Annotated in this window: 10 protein-coding genes and 3 pseudogenes; 6 read left to right on the forward strand and 7 right to left on the reverse strand. The window is 69.4% G+C overall.

The window, feature by feature from the left end; all coding sequences use genetic code 11:
- The first annotated feature begins 609 nt into the window (after positions 1-609).
- Both DK389_RS10590 and DK389_RS10595 read left to right on the forward strand, forming a co-directional pair.
- Positions 610-1101 (forward strand): Ros/MucR family transcriptional regulator, encoded by a 492-nt coding sequence (locus DK389_RS10590; protein ID WP_109889440.1) that lies wholly within the window; start codon positions 610-612, stop codon positions 1099-1101.
- Positions 1102-1274: 173 nt separating this feature from the next.
- Entirely contained in the window at positions 1275-2048 is a 774-nt protein-coding gene (locus tag DK389_RS10595; RefSeq protein WP_109889441.1) for a restriction endonuclease, read from the forward strand.
- A gap of 13 nt (positions 2049-2061) precedes the next feature.
- Here DK389_RS10595 and zwf read toward each other — a convergent pair.
- The 5 genes and pseudogenes from zwf to DK389_RS10620 form a co-directional block, all read right to left on the reverse strand.
- Positions 2062-3581, reverse strand: a pseudogene (gene zwf, locus DK389_RS10600) (glucose-6-phosphate dehydrogenase).
- A 104-nt stretch (positions 3582-3685) separates the two neighbouring features.
- Positions 3686-5181, reverse strand: a pseudogene (locus tag DK389_RS10605) (efflux transporter outer membrane subunit).
- Positions 5181-8518: pseudogene (locus tag DK389_RS10610) on the reverse strand (efflux RND transporter permease subunit). The pseudogenes DK389_RS10605 and DK389_RS10610 overlap by 1 nt, the downstream one beginning before the upstream one ends.
- Positions 8515-11640: an MdtB/MuxB family multidrug efflux RND transporter permease subunit gene (locus tag DK389_RS10615; RefSeq protein WP_109889442.1), complete on the reverse strand. Its 3126-nt coding sequence runs from the start codon at positions 11638-11640 to the stop codon at positions 8515-8517. The pseudogene DK389_RS10610 and the gene DK389_RS10615 overlap by 4 nt, the downstream one beginning before the upstream one ends.
- A 36-nt stretch (positions 11641-11676) precedes the next feature.
- Positions 11677-13197 (reverse strand): MdtA/MuxA family multidrug efflux RND transporter periplasmic adaptor subunit, encoded by a 1521-nt coding sequence (locus DK389_RS10620; RefSeq protein WP_236960799.1) that lies wholly within the window; start codon positions 13195-13197, stop codon positions 11677-11679.
- Positions 13198-13918: 721 nt separating this feature from the next.
- Between DK389_RS10620 and DK389_RS10625 the strand changes: the two genes are divergently transcribed.
- From DK389_RS10625 to DK389_RS10635, 3 genes are all read left to right on the forward strand, one after another.
- Positions 13919-15073 (forward strand): aminotransferase, encoded by a 1155-nt coding sequence (locus tag DK389_RS10625; RefSeq protein ID WP_109889443.1) that lies wholly within the window; start codon positions 13919-13921, stop codon positions 15071-15073.
- A 93-nt stretch (positions 15074-15166) separates the two neighbouring features.
- On the forward strand, positions 15167-15649 hold the full coding sequence (locus DK389_RS10630; RefSeq protein WP_109896261.1) for a DUF4112 domain-containing protein: 483 nt from the start codon (positions 15167-15169) through the stop codon (positions 15647-15649).
- Between the two features lie 28 nt (positions 15650-15677).
- Positions 15678-16859 carry an ABC transporter permease gene (locus DK389_RS10635; protein WP_109889444.1) on the forward strand — a complete coding sequence of 394 codons (1182 nt, stop codon included), beginning with the start codon at positions 15678-15680 and terminating at the stop codon, positions 16857-16859.
- Between the two features lie 66 nt (positions 16860-16925).
- Here DK389_RS10635 and DK389_RS10640 read toward each other — a convergent pair whose 3' ends face one another.
- Complete coding sequence (locus DK389_RS10640) at positions 16926-17105, reverse strand: hypothetical protein (protein WP_109889445.1); 180 nt, start codon at positions 17103-17105, stop codon at positions 16926-16928.
- A gap of 787 nt (positions 17106-17892) precedes the next feature.
- Between DK389_RS10640 and DK389_RS10645 the strand changes: the two genes are divergently transcribed.
- Complete coding sequence (locus DK389_RS10645; RefSeq protein WP_109889446.1) at positions 17893-18435, forward strand: Ros/MucR family transcriptional regulator; 543 nt, start codon at positions 17893-17895, stop codon at positions 18433-18435.
- 19 nt (positions 18436-18454) lie between these two features.
- On the opposite strand, the gene DK389_RS10650 is transcribed toward DK389_RS10645, so the two are convergent.
- Complete coding sequence (locus DK389_RS10650; protein WP_109889447.1) at positions 18455-18733, reverse strand: hypothetical protein; 279 nt, start codon at positions 18731-18733, stop codon at positions 18455-18457.
- Positions 18734-18820 lie beyond the last annotated feature (87 nt).

The raw sequence follows: 18820 nt of genomic DNA on the forward strand, positions 1-18820 counted from the left end.
TTCGACATCATAAGTTAATTTCCGCCACACGCCGGCGCACATCTCAGGTTTTTTCGTGAGATGGCAGCATAATGCCGGCGACGGAGATCTGCGTTTCTCCACAGCTCATCGGATCATCGCGAGAATGTGATCTGACCTTTGCTTTTTCGAAGCGTCATCTCACGCGATCTAAGGTGTTCCTCCAGCCTGATCCTGGAGGTCTGAGAACGCAACGCTCAGTTCTGGGCGGTTGCGCACACGCAGCGGGAGCAGCCCGTATATTTCAACTCTGAGTTGCTAAAGTTGAGCGATAATCGTCTCTCAACACCCTCACGTCGAAGTTCCAACCCCGCGGCAGGCGTCCATGCAACGTTCGCATCAGAGACGCCCGGAGGAAGGAAGGTCCCGACCTTCCATTTCCCGAGAGGGGTCCTTCTTGGAAATGGGGCGTTGTGAACGGCTATTGTCCAGTTGAATTTTCCCATAATTCTCGCCATTGATCTTGCATCGGCTACGAAAATTTCGGACATCGTAGTCGCTCACAAATCACCACCTTTTCCAGGTCCGCGTGGACAGGCATAAGCCTCGGGACAGCCGGCCGGGATCATTCTTCCACCACAGGGGACGCTAATGACGGCGGAGAACAGCGGTTTGCCGAACTATATCGAGCTCGCCGCGGACATCGTTTCGGCTTTCGTGAGCAACAACTCCGTGCCGGTCACCGAATTGCCGGGACTCATCGCGTCCGTGCACTCGACGCTGGGCCGCCTCTCGAACGGCCCGACCGAGGAGAAGGTGGAGCCGCCGCAGCCGGCCGTGTCAGTGAAGCGCTCGATCACGCCCGACTTCATCGTCTGCTTGGAGGACGGAAAGAAGTTCAAATCGCTCAAGCGCCATCTGCGCACCCGCTACGACATGACGCCGGACGAGTATCGGCAGAAGTGGAACCTCCCGGTCGACTACCCGATGGTGGCGCCGAACTACGCGGCGGCGCGCTCGGAGCTCGCCAAGAGCATGGGCCTCGGCCAGCAGCGTCGGAAGTCGCGCGCGAAGGCGGCCGACGGCAAGGCGGCCGCTCCGCGGGCGCGCCGCGCCAAGGCGGCGCCGGCCGAGGCGGAATAAGCCCGGCCGCGCGTCCCGGCGGCCGAGGCTCGTTCCCGGCGAACGGGCCTCGATATCCACAGGTCGATCGGCTTGACCGTGCCGGCGGGCGGCCCCGTTAGAGATCGGGCAAGCCGGCCGCGGCAAGGCTTTCCGGCGTGGCGGCCCGAGGTCGAGGCCACGGGGATGGGATCATGGCCGGCCGGGGATCGCTCGCGGCACCTCTGTTCTGGACGAGCGTCGTCGGCGGCACGGCTGCCCTCTGGCTCGGGCGCCCGGCCCTCGTCGCGACCGGTCTCGCCGCGCTTCTCGTCCTGCTGCGGGCGCTCGATCGCCCGGCCCGGTTCCGGCGGCTGGTGCGCCGGGTGGCGCGACGGCACGCCGACACGCTGGCCCTGCGACAGCGCCAGGAGAGCTTCGTCGACGCCTACGGCAACCTCGTCCGCGACGGCTGGCTGCGGGAGCGGGAATACTTCGTCGTCCGCACGGTTCTGCCCGAGATCGAGAACCGGGGCTTCTCCGACTATGCCGAGGAGCGCTTCGACGAGATGGTCGAGATCGTCGAGGCGGTGGCGGCCTCGGTCGAGCTGCCCGACGAGACTGAGGCGCCCGACGACGGGGTCGGCTACGAGCAATTCTGCGCCGACCGCCTGACGGAGGCGGGCTGGCGCGCCCACACCACCCGGGCGAGCGGCGACCAGGGTGCCGACATCGTGGCCGAGCGCGACCGGGTTCGCCTCGTCGTCCAGTGCAAGCGCTACGGCAAGCCGGTGGGCAACGCCGCCGTGCAGGAGGTCGCTGCGGCCGCCCGCTACTGGTCGGGCGACATGGCGGCCGTGGTGACCAATGCCGGATTCACTCCGGCCGCCCGCAAGCTCGCCGCCGCGACCGGCGTGCATCTTCTCCACCACGACGAACTTCCCGACCTCCATCCGGTCCGGCAGATCCGCGGCGGCCGCGCCCGTTGATCAGGGCGCGTGATCAAGGCTCCTGGCCGAGTGGCAGCCAGCGCCGCCCGTCGCGGGCGAGGAGGTCGTCGGCCTCCTTCGGCCCGTCCGTGCCCGCGGCGTAGAAGGCGACGTCGGCATTCGCCCACGCCTTCAGGAGCGGGTCGACCGCGGCCCAGCCGGCCTCGATGTTGTCGGCCCGCTGGAACAGGGTCGCGTCGCCGACCATGCAATCGTAGATCAGGGTCTCGTAGCCGACATTCGGCTTCTCCTGGAAGAAATCGGCGTAGTGGAAGCGCGTCGCGACGCTGCCGAGCTCCATCTTCGGCCCGGCCGCTTCACGTTGAGGATGGTGCTCGATCCCTGCTCGGGGTCGATGGTGAGCCGCATCACGTTGGGCGCCAGCTCCGTCACCTCGGTCTCGCGGAACAGGTGAAAGGGCGGCGGCTTGAAGTGGATCGCGATCTCGGTGAGGCGGTCCGTCATGCGCTTGCCCGTGCGCAGGTAGAAGGGCACGCCGGCCCAGCGCCAGTTCTCGATCGAAAGCTTGAGCGCCACGTAGGTCTCGGTGCGCGAATCCGGGGCCACGTGCGGCTCGTCCCGGTAGGCGGGGACCGCCTGCCCCTGCTCGATCCCGGCCACGTACTGGCCGCGGACCGCGTCGCCGGGCTCGATCGGCCGCACAGCCTCGGCGAGCTTCGCCTTCTCGGTCCGCACGGCCTCGGCGTCGAACGAGTTCGGCGGCTCCATCGCCACCATGCAGAGGAGCTGGAACAGGTGATTCGGCACCATGTCCCGCAGCGCCCCGGTCGGCTCGTAGAAGGCGCCGCGCTCCTCGACGCCGATCGTCTCGGCCGCGGTGATCTGGACGTGGTCGACGTATTCCCGCCGCCAGACCGGCTCCAGCATGCCGTTGGCGAAGCGCAGGGCCATCAGGCTCTGCACCGTCTCCTTGCCGAGGAAATGGTCGATCCGGAAGAACTGGCTCTCGTCGGCCTGCTTCAGGATGCGGGCGTTCAGCGCCTGCGCCGAGGCGAGGTCGGAGCCGAACGGCTTCTCGATGACGACCCGGCGGAAGGCGCCCTCTGCTTGGGCGAGAAGCCCGGCCTGCCCGAGCTGCTCGACGATCGAGCCGAAGAACCGGGCTGCCACCGCGAGGTAGAAGACGACGCTGCCCCCGACCCGCTCCTTCAGCGCGGCGTAGGAAGCTGGGTCCTCGAAGTCGCCCTTCAGGAAGTGGATGCGCTCTCGCACGAAGCCCCAGGCTTTCGGGTCGATCCGGTCGGCGTGGAACTCGGAGGTCTTGTCCTTCGTGAAGGAGTCCATCGTCGCGGTGAGGTCCGTGCGCAGGCCCTCGTCGGTGTTGTCGTTGTGGTCGACGCCGAGGATCTTGAAGCCGTCGGCGAGGAGGCCCGCGCTCGACAGGTTGTAGAGAGCGGGCATCAGGAGGCGCTTCGTCAGGTCGCCAGCCGCGCCGAAGATGACGAGGGTGCAGGGCGGCGCGGCCTGCGTGCCGCAGGCGGCGCGCCCGCTCGGGGTGACGGTGGGGTCCATCGGCAGGCTCCGGGTGCGTGCCCGCCGGAAGCTCGGCCGGAGGGCTCGCACGTCAAACGGGCGATCCCGGCGCCCGTTCCGGGTTCGTGAGGCCGTGTACGGCGCTACTCGTCCGTCCGCACGGCCTGGCCGCCCCGGTCGATCGGCAGGCGCGGGCCCTTCAGCTCAGGACCGCCCGGCAGGCTGCGCACGTCCCAGCCGCCGCCGAGCGCCCGAATCAGCGAGACGGCGGTGGTGAAGCGGTTGAGCCGCACCTGCAACGCGGCGACCTCGTTGTTGAGGGCGAGACTCTGCGCGGTCACGACGGTCGTGAAGTTCTGGGTGCCGGCGCGGTACTCGTTGAGGGTGATCTCGACGGCGCGGCGGGCGGAGGCGAGGGCGGCGTCCTGCGCCACCTGCTGGCGGGCGAGGATGCGCACGCCGGCAAGCCCGTTCTCGACCTCGCCGAAGGCGGTGAGGACCACCTGCCGGTAATTGGCCACCGCTCCGTCATAGGCCGCCCGCGCGCCCTGGAGGGCGGCGGCGCGGGCGCCCCGTCGAACAGCACCTCGGTGCCGGCGGCGGCCACCGACCAGACCTGGTTCGCGGCCGAGAACAGGCCGTTGCGCGGATCACCCGAGATGCCGCCCGAGGCCGAGAGCGTCACGGTCGGGTAGAAGGCCGCGACGGCGACCCCGATCAGTTCGCTCTGCTGCTGTACCGCCCGCTCGGCCTGGGCGACGTCGGGGCGCCGCTCCAGAAGATCGGAGGGGATGCCGACCGGAACCGCGGGCGGGCGGCTCGCCAGGGAGGCCACGGGAACCGAGACCTCGGAGGGCGGGCGCCCGACGAGGACCGCGATGGCATGCTCGAAGGTCGCCCGCTGCAGGCCGACCGCGATGGCCGCGGCCTGCGTCGTCTGGACCTGCGTCTGGGCGGTGATCACGTCGGAGCGGGCGGCGACGCCCGCGTTGTACTGGTTCTCGGTGATCGCGAGCGTCTTCTTGAAGTTCTCGACGTTCTCGTTGAGCACCCGCTGCAGGGCGTCGTTGTAGCGGAGCTGCAGGTAGTTCGTGACGAGCTCGGCCTGGACCGCCAGGCGCACGGCGCCGACCTGGGCGGCGTCGGCCTGGGCGGCGGCGACCTCGCTCTCGATGTTGCGCCGGATGCCGCCGAACAGATCGAGCTCCCAGCTCGCCTGCCCTTGCAGCGAGACGTTGGTCCGCTCGACGCCCGCCGTGCGCACCCGGGTGATCGAGGGCGCGCCGATCACGGTCGGGTAGAGGGCGGCGCGGGCCTGCTCGACGAGGGCGCGTGCCTGCCGGTAGCCGGCGACCGCCTGGCGCAGGGTCTGGCTGTCGACGTCGACGAGGCGCACGAGCCGGTCGAGGGTGGGGTCGTTGAACACCCGCCACCAGTCGCCGCGCTCGGCCCCGTCATTCGGCTGGGCGAGGCGCCAGCCCTTCTTCGACGCGACGTGGGAGGCGCTGTCCTCGCGCTGGCCGCCCTCCTTGAAGGCGAGCGGCGTCTCGACGGAGGGCCGCGCGTAGTCGGGCCCGACCATGCAGCCGCCGAGGGAGGCGGCAAGGCTGGCCGCCGCCAGAAGACTCGGAACCCGCATCACTCGGCGGCCGGAAGCGGGGCGGTGCCCGAGCCGCGGCGGCGGGCGAGAACGCGGTGCCGCATCCGGTCGAGGTACAGGTAGACGACGGGGGTCGTGTAGAGGGTCAGGATCTGGCTCACGATCAGGCCGCCGACGATCGCGATGCCCAAGGGCCGGCGCAGCTCCGAGCCCTCGCCGCCGGCGAGGATCAGGGGCGCCGCGCCGAGCAGCGCGGCCAGCGTTGTCATCATGATCGGCCGGAAGCGCAAGAGGCAGGCCTCGAAGATCGCGTCGCGCGGGGCGGCACCGCGGGTGCGCTCCGCATCGAGGGCGAAGTCGATCATCATGATGGCGTTCTTCTTCACGATGCCGATGAGCAGGAACACGGCGATGAGCGCGATCACCGTGAATTCCGTGCCCGAGACGAGGAGCGCGAGCAGCGCCCCGATGCCGGCGGAGGGCAGGGTCGAGAGGATCGTGATCGGGTGCACAAAGCTCTCGTAGAGGATTCCGAGGATCGTGTAGACGGCGAGGATGGCGGCGAGGATCAGCAGCGGCTGGCGCGAGGCCGAGGCCTGATAGTTCTTGGCCGCGCCCGCGAACTCGCCGTGGATGGTTGCGGGCAGCCTGAGCGAGGCCATCGCCTCCTCGATCGCGGCGGTGGCGTCCGACAGGCTCTTGCCGCTGGCGAGGTTGAACGAGATCGTGGTCGCCACGAACAGGCCCTGGTGGCTCACCTGGACCGGCGCGTTGCCGGTCTCGAGCCGGGCGAAGGCCGAGAGCGGGATCATCGTCTCCTTGGCGCTCGACACCGGCGCGCTCGAGGAGGCGCCGCCCTTGCTCGCCGCGATGGCGTTCGAGGCGGCGTTGCGCGCCGAATCGCTGGCGATGGCGGCGGCCGTCGCCGAAGGGTCGGTCGCCGTGGTGTCGGTCGTCGCGGCGGCGCCCGTGCCGTTGGTGTTGGCGGCGCCGTTCGCCGCCACCGTGCCGGCCACCGCGTTCGTCGTCGCCGAGCCCCGCGCCTTGCCGCCCGAGGTCGAGACGTAGATCATCTTGAGCGTCTCGGGGCTCTGCAGGTAGCGCGGCGCGATCTCCATCACGACGTGATACTGGTTGAGCGGGTTGTAGATCGTCGAGACCTGCCGCTGGCCGAAGGCGTCGTAGAGCGTGTTGTCGATCTTGTCGGGGGTAATGCCGTAGCGGAAGGCGGTGGCCCGGTCGATCACGAGCCGGCTTTCCAAGCCCCCTCCTGCTGGTCCGAGGTCACGTCGGCGAAGATCGGGTTCTTCTGGAGCGCCGCGAGGAGCTGGGGCGCGGCCGCGTAGAGCTCGTCCGCCGTGTCGCCCTGGAGCGTGTACTGGTACTGCGCGAAGCTCTGGCGCCCGCCCATGCGAAGATCCTGGCGCGGGAACAGGAACAGGCGCGCGCCCGCCACCCGCGCGAGCTTCGGGCGCAGGCGGTTCATCACCTCGGAGATCGGCGGGCGCTCGGAGCGCGGCTTCAGGCTCACGAACACGTTCGCGGAGTTGGTGCCGCGCCCGCCCGTGAAGCCGACGACGTAGTCGACGGCCGGATCCGCCTGCACGATCGCGGTGGCCTGCCGGAGCTTCTGCTCCATCGCCTGGAAGGAGATGCGCTGGTCGGCCTGGATGCCGCCCATCATCTGCCCCGTATCCTGCTCGGGGAAGAAGCCTTTCGGCACGATGACGTAGAGGTAGACGTTGAGACCGATCGTGGCGAAGAGCGACAGCAGCACGAGGCGGCGGTGGCGCAAGGCCGTGTCGAGCGTGCGCTCGTAGGCGCCGAGCATTCGGTCGAACCCGTCCTCGAGCGCGCGGAAGACGACGTTCGGGCGCTTCTGCGCCGCGCCGTGCGGCTCCGGCTTCAGGAGGCGCGCGCACATCATCGGGGTGGTGGTGAGCGAGAGCACCAGCGAGATCAGGATCGCCAGCGACAGCGTCACGGCGAATTCCTGGAACAGGCGCCCGACGAGGCCGCCCATCAGCAGGATCGGCAGGAAGACCGCCACCAGCGACAGGCTCATCGAGATGACGGTGAAGCCGACCTCCCGGGCGCCGAGCAGCGCCGCCTCGAGGCGCGGCTTGCCCTGCTCGATGTGGCGCTGGATGTTCTCCAGCACCACGATGGCGTCGTCCACGACGAAGCCCGTGGCGATGATGAGCGCCATCAGCGACAGGATATCGAGGGAATAGTCGAACAGGTACATCGCCGAGAAGGTGCCGACGATGGAGATCGGCACGGCGACCGCCGGGATCAGGGTCGCCCGCCACGAGCGCAGGAACACGAAGACCACGAACACGACGAGGCCGACCGCGATGAGGAGCGTCTGCTCGGTCTCGGCCAGCGAAGCGCGAATCGTGGCGCTGCGGTCGCCCGTGATGGTCAGGTCGATGTCGCCTGGCAACGCCGCCCGGACCTGCGGGATCGCCGCCTTCACGCCCTTGATCGTCTCGACGACGTTCGAGCCCGGCTGCTTGTAGATGAACAGGATGACGCCGGGCTTGCCGTTGATGAGGCCGAGATTGCGCCGGTCCTCGACCCCGTCGACCACTTGGCCGACATCGTTGAGGCGCACGCCCGCCCCGTTGCGGTAGGCCACGACGATGTCGCGGTAATCGGCCGCCGTGCGGCCCTGGTCGTTGGCGTAGAGCTGGTAGCGGCGCGAATCCGTCTCGATCGCGCCTTTGGGCGAGTTGGCGTTGGCCGAGGCCAGCGCCGCCCGGATGCCCTCGAGCCCGATCCCGTAGTGGAAGAGCGCCGTCGGATCGAGCTCGACGCGCACGGCCGGCAGCGACGAGCCGCCGATGTCGACATTCCCGACACCGGGGAGCTGGGACATCTTCTGCTGCACGACGGTCGCCGCCGAATCGTAGAGCTGGCCCGGCGTCAGGGTCTCGGAGGTCAGCCCCAGGATCAGGATCGGCGCGTCGGCCGGGTTGAACTTGCGGTAGGTCGGGTTGGTGCGCAGAGCCGTCGGCAGGTCGGCACGCGCCGCGTTGATTGCGGCCTGCACGTCGCGGGCGGCCCCGTCGATGTTCCGGTTGAGGCCGAACAGCAGGACGATGCGCACCGTGCCGGTGGAACTCGTCGAGGTCATCTCGTTGACGTCGGCGATGGCGCCGAGGCGCCGCTCCAGCGGCGCGGCGACCGTCGTCGCCATGGTCTCGGGCGAGGCGCCGGCCATCTGCGCCTGGACCAGGATGACGGGAAAATCGACCTGCGGCAGCGGCGCGACGGGCAGCTTCAGGAAGGCGAAGATGCCGGCGAGCAGCACCCCGATCGTCAGGAGCGTGGTGGCGACCGGGCGCCGGATGAACGGCTCGGAGACGTTCACGGGACGGCCTCGCCGGTCGGCACGCCCCCCTCGCGCCGCCCCGTGACGCGCCGCTCAAGGCGGTCGAAGGCGAGGTAGATCACCGGCGTGGTGAAGAGCGTCAGCACCTGGCTGACGATGAGGCCGCCCGCGATGCAGATGCCGAGCGGCTGGCGCAGCTCCGAGCCGACGCCGGTGCCGAGGATGAGCGGGATTGCCGCGAAGAGGGCGGCGAGCGTCGTCATCAGGATGGGGCGGAAGCGCAGGAGGCAGGCCTCGAAGATCGCGTCCCGCGGGCTCATCCCCTCCTCGCGCTCGGCCTGGAGCGCGAAGTCGATCATCATGATCGCGTTCTTCTTGACGATCCCGATCAGGAGCACGATGCCGATGATCGCGATCACATCGAGGGAGAGCCCGAACAGCATCAGCCCGAGAAGCGCCCCGATACCGGCGGACGGCAGCGTCGAGAGGATCGTGATCGGGTGGATGAAGCTCTCGTAGAGCACGCCCAGCACGATGTAGACGGTGACGATCGCGGCCAGCACGAGGAACAGCTCGTTGCCGAGCGCCGCCTGGAAGGCGAAGACCGAGCCCTGCGGCACGATCCGGAAGCTCGGCGGCAGATCGATCTCCCGCCGAACCCCCTCGATCGCCTCGACCGCCTGCCCGAGCGCCGCGCCGGGGGCGAGGTTGAACGAGACGGTGGTGGCGGGAAACTGCCCGAGATGGCTGATCAGGAGCGGCGCCCGCCGCTCGCTGACGCGCGCCACCGCCGAGAGCGGCACCTGTCCCGTGCTCGCCGCCGAGGAGGGCAGGTAAATCGCGTTGAGGCTCTCGAGCGTCTTGTGGAGTTCCGGGTCGGCCTCCAGGATCACCCGGTACTGGTTCGACTGGGTGAAGATCGTCGAGATGATGCGCTGCCCGAAGGCGTCGTAGAGGGCGTTGTCGATGGTGGCCGGCGTGATGCCGTAGCGGCCGGCGGTGGCCCGGTCGATCGTGACGTAGGCGGAGAGCCCGCTGCCCTGAAGGTCGCTCGCCACGTCGGACAGGAGGGGCGAGCGCCGCAGCGCGGCGACGAAGCGGGGCACCCAGGTCTCGAACTCGTCGAGGTTCGGGTTTTCCAAGATCACTTGGTACTGCGTCGCCGAGACCGCGGTGTCGATGGTGAGGTCCTGCACCGGCTGCATGTAGAGGCGGATGCCCGGCACCTCGCCGGAGATGCGCTTCAGCCGATCGATGACGGCGCTGGCCGAGGCCGACCGTTCGTCGCGCGGCTTCAGGTTGATGAGGAAGCGGCCCGAGTTCAGCGTCACGTTCTGGCCGTCGACCCCGATGAAGGAGGACAGGCTCGCCACCGCCGGGTCCTTCAGGATCAGGCTCGCCAGCCGCTGCTGGCGCTCGGCCATCGCCGCGTAGGAGACCGTCTGGTCGGCCTGGGTGACACCCTGGATCACGCCCGTGTCCTGCACGGGGAAGAAGCCCTTCGGGATCGCCACGAACAGGTAGCCGGTCAGCACCACCGTGCCGACCGTGACGAGGAGGGTGAGGCCCTGGTGGCGCAGCACCACCCGCAAGGCTCGCCCGTAGGCCGCGATGGTGCGATCGACGGCGGCCCGGCCCATCCGCGACAGGACGCCCTCGCGGCGCGGGGCGTGACCCTCCGGCGCGTGCTTGAGGAGGCGCGCGCAGAGCATCGGCACGAGGGTCAGCGAGACGACGCCCGAGATGATGATGGTGGCCGCGAGCGTGATCGCGAATTCGTGGAACAGGCGGCCGACCACGTCGCCCATGAACAGGAGCGGGATCAGCACCGCGATCAGCGAGACGGTGAGCGAGATGATGGTGAAGCCGATCTCGCGCGAGCCCTTCAGCGCCGCCTCCAGCGGCGAGTCGCCGTCCTCGACGTGGCGGGCGATGTTCTCGATGACGACGATGGCGTCGTCCACGACGAAGCCCGTGGCGATGGTGAGCGCCATCAGCGACAGGTTGTCGAGGGAGAAGCCGTAGAGGTCCATGATCGCCAGCGCGCCGACGAGGGAGAGCGGCACCGACAGGCTCGGGATCAGCGTCGCCGAGAGGCTGCGCAGGAACAGGAAGATCACCATCACCACGAGGGCGATGGCCAGCCCGAGCTCGAACTGCACGTCCTCGACCGAGGCGCGGATCGTCACCGTGCGGTCGGTGAGCGGCGTCACCGTGATGGCGGCGGGCAGTGTCGCCTGAAGCTGGGGCAGCAGCGCCTTGATCTTGTCGACGGTGGCGATGACGTTGGCGCCGGGCTGGCGCTGGATGTTGAGGATGACGGCCGGCGTCTCGTCCATCCAGGCGCCGAGCTTGGTGTTCTCCGGCCCGTCCACCACGTCGGCCACGTCCGAGAGGCGCACCGGCGCGCCGTTGCGGTAGGCGATGATCGCGTCCTTGTAGGTGTTCGGGTCGCGGATCTGATCGTTGGCGTTGATCGCGTAGGACTGGGTCGGCCCGTCGATCGTGCCCTTCGGCGTGTTGACGTTGAGGTTCGTGATCGTGGTGCGCAGGTCGTCGATGTTGAGCCCGTAGGCCGCGAGCGCCCGGGAATTGAAGCGCACCCGGACCGCCGGCCGCTGGCCGCCGCCCATGCTGACGAGGCCGACGCCCGCGACCTGCGAGATCTTCTGGGCGAGCCGGGTCTCGGCGAGGTCGCGCACCTGCGTCAGCGCCAGCGTCTTCGAGGTGAGCGCCAGCGTCAGGATCGGCGCGTCGGCGGGGTTCACCTTGGCGTAGATCGGGGGAGCGGGCAGGTCCGAGGGCAGCAGGTTGCCGGCCGCGTTGATCGCGGCCTGCACCTGCTGCTCGGCGATGTCGAGGGGGAGATCGAGGCTGAATTGCAGGGTGATGACGGAGGCGCCGGCCGAGCTCTGCGAGGTCATCTGGTTGAGGTTGGCGAGCTGCCCGAACTGGCGCTCCAGCGGCGCCGTCACGGACGAGGTCATCACCTCCGGGCTGGCGCCCGGATAGAAGGTCTGCACCTGGATCGTCGGGTAGTCGACCGACGGCAGGGCCGAGACCGGCAGGTTCAGGTACGACACGAGACCGACGATCAGGATCGCCAGCATCAGGAGCGTCGTCGCGACCGGCCGCAGGATGAAGATGCGGGACGGGTTCATGGGGACATGTCCGCGTGCGCGGTGCCCGCACCGTCCTCACATCCACGGCAGGCCCCCTCTCCCGTTCGGGAGAGGGTTGGGGTGAGGGGTGCGAACGCTCGGGATAAACCTGAACCCCTCACCCGGTGCGCTGACGCGCACGCGACCTCTCCCGAACGGGAGAGGTGGGCGACGCGCTCCGCAGGGTGGCTCGCCCCGCTCACGGTGACGACCGCTGCCGGCGCTGCCGGCGCCCGGTTTCGGCCGGCGGCGCCTCGCCCGCGGTGGCGCCGTTCCCCGGGGCTTGCCCTCCGCGTTGGCCTCTCCCGCGGCGGGGCCGCCCGTGATGCGCACGCTGGCGCCGTCGCGCAGGCGGTCTGTGCCATCGACGACGACCCGGTCGCCGACCGCGAGCCCCTCGACCGCCACGGTGCGCGCGCCGTCGCTCTCGCCGACCTTGATCGCGCGCACCACGACCTTGTCGTCACCGTCCATCAGGTAGACGTAGGTGCCGGGCGTGCCCCGCAGGATCGCGCCGGTGGGAACCACGGCCGCGTCGTGCACGGTGTCGACCGTGAGCTTGGCGTTGACGAACTGGTTCGGGAACAGCGCCTCGTCGTCGTTCTGGAACAGGGCGCGCAGCTTCACGGTGCCGGTCGTCGTGTCGATCTGGTTGTCGACCGTGTCGAGGATGCCGGTGGCGATCTCGTGGGCGTCGCCCCGGTCGTAGGCGCGCACCGTCAGCTTCGCGCCCGAGCGGACGCGCCGCATCACCCGCGCCACGTCATCCTCCGGCAGCGTGAAGACCACCGAGATCGGGTGGAGCTGCGTGACGACGACGATCGCGGTGCTGGCCGCCGTGATGTAGTTGCCCTGGTCCACCTGCCGCAGGCCGACGCGCCCGTCGACCGGCGAGGTGATGCGCGTGTAGGCGATGTTGAGCTTCTGCTGGTCGACGAGGGCCTGATCGGCCGCGACCGTGCCCTCGTTCTGCTTCACGAGGGCGCCTTGCGTGTCCACGTTCTGCTTCGAGATCGAATCCTGCTGCGCCAGGCGCTGGAAGCGGGCGAGGTCGAGCTTCGAGTTCTGCAGGAGGGCCTGGTCGCGGGCGAGCTGGCCCTGGTACTGCGCGAGCAGCGCCTCGTAGGGGCGCGAGTCGATCTGGGCGAGGAAGTCGCCCTTCTTGACCATCTGGCCCTCGCGGTAGCCGATCTCGGTGAGGTAGCCGCTGATCTGCGAGCGCACGGTCACGGTCGCGAGCGGCGTCACCGTGCCGAGGCCCTGCAGCACCACGGGCATGTCGCCCTTGGTGACGGAGGCGATGCCGACGGCCTGCGGCTGGTCGTGCCCGCGCCCGCCGCGGCCCGGGCCACCCCTGCCGTTCGTGGCGCCGGGCTCGCCCGCGACCTCGGTGCGCGACTTGTCGTACCAGCGATGCGCGACGGCGCCCGCCGCGCCGAGGACGAGCAGCACCAGGAGCCAGCGGATGAGGCGGCTGCGACGGCGCGGGCGCGCACGCACGGGCGCCGCGGGGTACTCGCGCGCCGTCTCGGTGCGGATCGGTGAGCTCTCGTTCATGCCGTGCGTGCTTGCTGCTGCGTTCCCCGGAGGCGCCGGACCGGAGGCTCCGTCATGCGGCCTTGCCCCGGCCCGGGTGGAGGGCGACGCTCCCTCCCGCGCGCCCCCTCCTCGGTCGGCGCCGTCGCGAAGTGTACAGGATTTCGGCAGATGTCCTGGTGCGGCACTTCATTCTCCGCCGGACGGATCGGGTGCGCTGTCAGGCTTCTGCGGGGCCGGCGTCCATGCCCGGCCAATGCGCCACCAGTACGGCACCGAGGTTTCCGGCGTGTTGCTGGTCGCACCGCGCCCATAACGGGCGGAATGGGACCCGGAACGCCGTAGCCTGGAGATGGGGATGCGCGGTTGGAAAAGGGAGCCCGCGGCAGGCCGGGCCGCATTCGGCGGCCCGCGAGGCGGAGGGGCGCCCGCGGAGCCGCACGAAGCGGGCCGCCCGTATCCAGGCGGCCCGATCCACGACCGGAGCGGTACCTCGCGGGTTCGGAACGAGGGGGCGGAGTTCCGTCCCCGCAGAGCACCGCTCCAGCCGTGTGCCCAAGAGGTATCTCACGGCTGATGAATGTCAATAATCGTCAGTTGCCAAAGGCTCCCGGTCGGTGGTTCAGGGGACGAGGACGTGCCGTTTCGCACGTTTCGCGGCCACGCGCGCCCATGCTAGAGCAGCCGCTTCCGGCCGCGGCCGACGCCCGCCGGGCTGCGCCCGACGCCCGACCAGGATGGCATGAACCCCGTCTTCGCCGACCTTCAGACCTCGGTCTTCGAGACGATGTCGCGCCTCGCCCGCGAGCATGGGGCGATCAATCTCGGCCAGGGCTTCCCCGACGATCCCGGCCCCGCCGACATCCGCGCGCGCGGGGCCGAGGCCCTGGTCGAGGGCTTCAACCAGTACCCGCCGATGATGGGGCTGCCCGCCCTGCGGGAGGCCGTCGCCGCCCATTACGCCCGGCACCAGGGGCTCGATCTCGATCCCGCGACCGAGGTGATGGTGACCTCGGGCGCCACCGAGGCGCTGGCGGGGGCGCTCCTCGCGCTGATCGAGCCCGGCGACGAGGTGGTGCTGTTCGCGCCCCTCTACGACGCCTACCTGCCGCTCGTCCGACGGGCCGGGGGCGTGCCCCGCATCGTGACCCTGCGCCCGCCCGCCTTCGGTCTCGACGCGGCTTCGCTCGCCGTGGCCTTCGGCCCGCGGACCCGGGTGGTGCTCCTCAACAACCCGCTCAACCCGAGCGCCACGATGTTCTCCCGCGCGGACCTGGAGATGCTGGCGGGCTTCTGCCGCCGCCACGACGCGGTCGCGATCTGCGACGAGGTCTGGGAGCACGTCGTCTTCGATGGGCGCGCCCACATCCCCCTGATCACCCTGCCGGGCATGCGGGAGCGGACGGTGAAGATCGGCTCGGCCGGGAAGATCTTCAGCCTGACGGGCTGGAAGGTCGGCTTCGTGATGGCGGCCCCGCCCTTGATGCGGGTGCTCGCCAAGGCCCACCAGTACCTCACCTTCACGACGCCCCCGAACCTGCAGGAGGCGGTGGCCTACGGGCTGTCCAAGGACGATGCCTACTTCGCCGGCATGCGGCGGGACTTCGCCCGCTCGCGCGACCGCCTCGCGGACGGATTGCAGGGCCTCGGCCTCACCGTGCTGCCGAGTGCCGCGACCTACTTCCTCAACCTCGACGTGGCGCCCCTCGGCGTCGCCGACGACGCGGCCTTCTGCGAGACCCTGGTGCGCCGGCACGGGGTCGCCGCCATCCCGGTCAGCGCCTTCTACGCGGAGGATCCCGTGCGCAACCTCGTGCGTCTCTGCTTCGCCAAGAGCGACGCGACGATCGACGCCGCCCTCGACCGCCTGAGCCACCTCGCCCGGAGGGCGGCGTGAGAGCGCGCGCGACGGATCGCGCGGGCGCGCGGCTTGCCGTGCGTCTTGCCGCGCGTCTTGCCGCGGCCGGGGCGCGGGGCCACATCAGGCCGCATGAGCACCTCCGAGCCCTTCCGCGCCTTCCCCCGGGATCCCGGGACGGCCTTCGGCCAGAGCCCCGGCGCCAGCCCGCCCTTCCGCTTCACGGACACGAGCCGGGAGGCGAGCCTCGCCCGCCTGGAGAAGCTGGCCTACCTTCTCGATTCGGCCTTCCTGATCCCCGGCGTCAACCGGCGGGTCGGGCTCGAAGCGGTGATCGGCCTCGTGCCGGTGATCGGCGACATCGCGGGCGTCGCGCTCTCGTCCTACATCCTCTTCGAGGCCAAGCGCCTCGGGGTGCCGCGCTGGGTGCTGGCCCGGATGGCGCTGAACATCGCCTTCGACGGGGCGGTGGGTGTGGTGCCGCTGGCGGGAGACCTGTTCGACGCCGCCTTCAAGGCCAACCGCCGCAACGTGCGGCTGCTGCGCAAGCACCTAGAGCGCAGCGGCGCCGTGCGCCCGAACGAGATCGACGGGACGGCGAGGCGCCTCGACTGATGGCGGCCGGGGTTCGGGAGATCGGCCGGTGAACGAGCTCGCTCCGCCTCCGGCCGGCGAGGCCGTCGCGCTGCCCGTGCCGGGGGCTCAAGGCATCGTCGCCGCGCCCGTGACCCGGCGCGGCCTCTCGCCCCTCAACCGGCGGCGGCTCGCCAATTTCCGGCGCAACCGCCTCGGCTTCTGGTCCTTCGCCATCTTCCTCGCGCTGTTCGTCGTCAGCCTGTTCGCGGAGGTGATCGCGAACGACAAGCCGATCGTCGTCTCCTACAAGGGCGAGATCCTGTTTCCCGTCCTGATCGACTATCCGGACGAGAAGTTCGGCGGCTTCCTCGCGCGGACCGACTACCGCTCGCAGGAGACCCGGAAGGAGATCGCCGAGAACGGCTGGGCGGTCTGGCCGCCGATCCCGTATTCCTACGACACGATCCTCACCGGCCTGCCGACGCCCTCGCCCTCGCCGCCCACCTGGATGCTCACCGACGAGCAGTGCCGTCCCGTCGCCAAGAGGACGGGCGGCACGGGGTGCCGGGACATCGAGTGGCACTGGCTCGGCACCGACAACACCACGCGCGACGTGCTGGCGCGGATCATCTACGGGTTCCGGATCTCGGTGCTGTTCGGGCTGGTCCTCGCCCTGATCTCGTCGGTGATCGGCGTGGTGGCGGGCGCCGTGCAGGGCTATTTCGGCGGCTGGGTCGATCTCGCCTTCCAGCGCTTCATCGAGGTCTGGAGCGGCATACCGACCCTGTACCTCATCATCATCATCTCGGCCTTCATCGCACCGGGCTTCTTCGTGCTGCTCGGCATCCTGCTGCTGTTCTCGTGGGTCGCGCTCGTCGGCGTGGTGCGGGCCGAATTCCTGCGCGCCCGCAATTTCGAGTACGTGCGGGCGGCTCGCGCCCTCGGCCTCTCGAACCTGCGCATCATGGCCGTGCACCTCCTGCCGAACGCGATGGTGGCGACGCTGACCTTCCTGCCGTTCATCCTGAACGGCTCGATCACGACACTGACCTCGCTCGACTTCCTCGGATTCGGCCTGCCGCCGGGCTCGCCCTCCCTCGGGGAGCTGCTCGCCCAGGGCAAGGACAACATCCAGGCGCCCTGGCTCGGGCTCACGGGCTTCGCCGTCGTGGCGACGATGCTGAGCCTCCTGATCTTCGCCGGCGAGGCGGTGCGCGACGCCTTCGACCCGCGCAAGACCTTTTCCTGACGCCGGTCCGACGGATCCCGGCCGTGCCGCGGGGCGAACCGCGGCACGGGCCGCCGTCGCGGTCCCTCAGCGGCCGCTGCCGCCGCCGCCGCCGGCGCTGTTCGAGGTCGGCTTGTTGTTCTCCTCGGCGTTGCCGGAGGCGGCGGACGAGCTCTGCGGATCGCGGCCCTGCGACAGGGCCGGCGTGACGAGCACCGGCGCGGCGATCAGAAGGGCGAGCGCGCTGGCGGCGACGGACTTTCTCATGGGTCTACCTCGTGGCGCCCGGCGCACGCGGGAATGCGCGGCTTGTGAAGGCGCGCGAACACAACCGGTGATTTAATTCTTGGTTGCCTCCGCTCGGGCAGAGACGACCGCCGCACATCACTGGCAGCGTACGGCGTGTCCTCCGAGAGGTGATCGTCGCTTCGAAAATGCATTCGCGCCCAAAAAGCATGTCGATCGCGGACGCCGGGCGCATTCCGGTCGCGATGCGACCGAACCGCGGCGCGAGGCGTTTCACCTTGTGCTTGTATCGGTCAGCATTCATTGAAAATGACGTGAAAAGTTTCTATTTAATGCCGATCACAAAAATGTGAACTGGTTCAATGACGATAATATGCTCTATGTCATCTTGAGATCTATCGACGATCTGAGAAGTTTTGGATATCGCTCGGCGAGCCGCCGACTCGTTCGTCCCGAGGTGCCCAGCACGGTTCGTACGCTTTCGGGCGGAGCGCGCGACCCGCGCGGTGATGATCGGGCAGCCGCTGCGCCCGCATTGCCTCCGCGGCGGCGGGATTTCAAATTTTTCCGGACACTAATCACCTCTCTCGGCGCATCCCACCGTACGAAGCACAACATTCGCTCATGAAGTGGGCAGCGTTCGCAGCATGCATCCGAGACATTTGCCGGACTCGTTTCGAGCATGCGCTGAGTGAATTCATGCTAATTCGGTGTTTGTCCAGCAAACAGCTACACATTTGTCCTTGCGTTCCGCGCGTATCGTCATAACTTGCGTCGCGGTGGGGATTCAGCGTTGAGGATTCTGAAAATGTCAGAGGTTGCAACAGCACCGCACAGTGTCGACATCGAACGCACTGTCGATGTCGTCTCCGCCTACGTGTCGAACAATTCCGTCCCGACTGCCGATCTCCCGGCTCTCATCACCAGCGTCCACGACGCACTGAAGAGCCTCGCCAACGGACCGGTCCAGACGGAGGCCGACGTCGTGGAGAAGCCGAGCACCGCTCAGGTCCGCAAGTCGATCCGTCCGGACGGACTGATCAGCTTCATCGACGGCAAATCCTACAAGACGCTGAAGCGCCACCTGACCAAGCACGGGCTCGACCCGCACAGCTACCGCGAGCGCTACGGCCTGCCCGCCGATTACCCGACCACCTCCGCAAACTACTCGGCGCAGCGCTCCGCCCTCGCCAAGAGTCTGGGTCTCGGTCAGCCGGGCCGGCTGGGGACGGACAATGCGGCAGCGGCGACGCCGGCCGAGCCGCACCCCGCACCGGGCGAGGAGCGTCGCCGTCCGGCCAATGGCGGCAGCGGCAAGCGCGCGAGCCGCAAGGCCACCGTGGCGGCCTGACCGGCCGCGACCGACCGGTTCACAGGACGCGGGCGCCGTTCCGGCGAAGGAGCCAGCCTCTGGCCCGCAGGATGAGGGCGGGGCGCACGCGGGACACGTCATCGCCGTCGAGGAGCGGCGAGACGCTCAGGGCGGACAGGTAGGCCGTCTCGGCGTCCCGGCAGGCCCGGAGCGCCGAGTCCGCGGCGAGATCGCGGCTCGAGAGAGCGGCCTGGAGGGTGAAGCTGCGCCGAAGGCAGCCCTGCCACGCCTGATGGAGGTCCGCGGCTTGGCCGGCGAGCGCCGGATGCGCGGACATGACAAGCAGCCCCCCAGCATCCGGACGGCGAGGCGGCGTTTCGTCATGCGGGGCGGCTCCGGGTCAGGGGCCAGCCTCGCGCAGCGT

The sequence above is a fragment of the Methylobacterium durans genome (assembly GCF_003173715.1).
Lineage (GTDB): Bacteria > Pseudomonadota > Alphaproteobacteria > Rhizobiales > Beijerinckiaceae > Methylobacterium > Methylobacterium durans.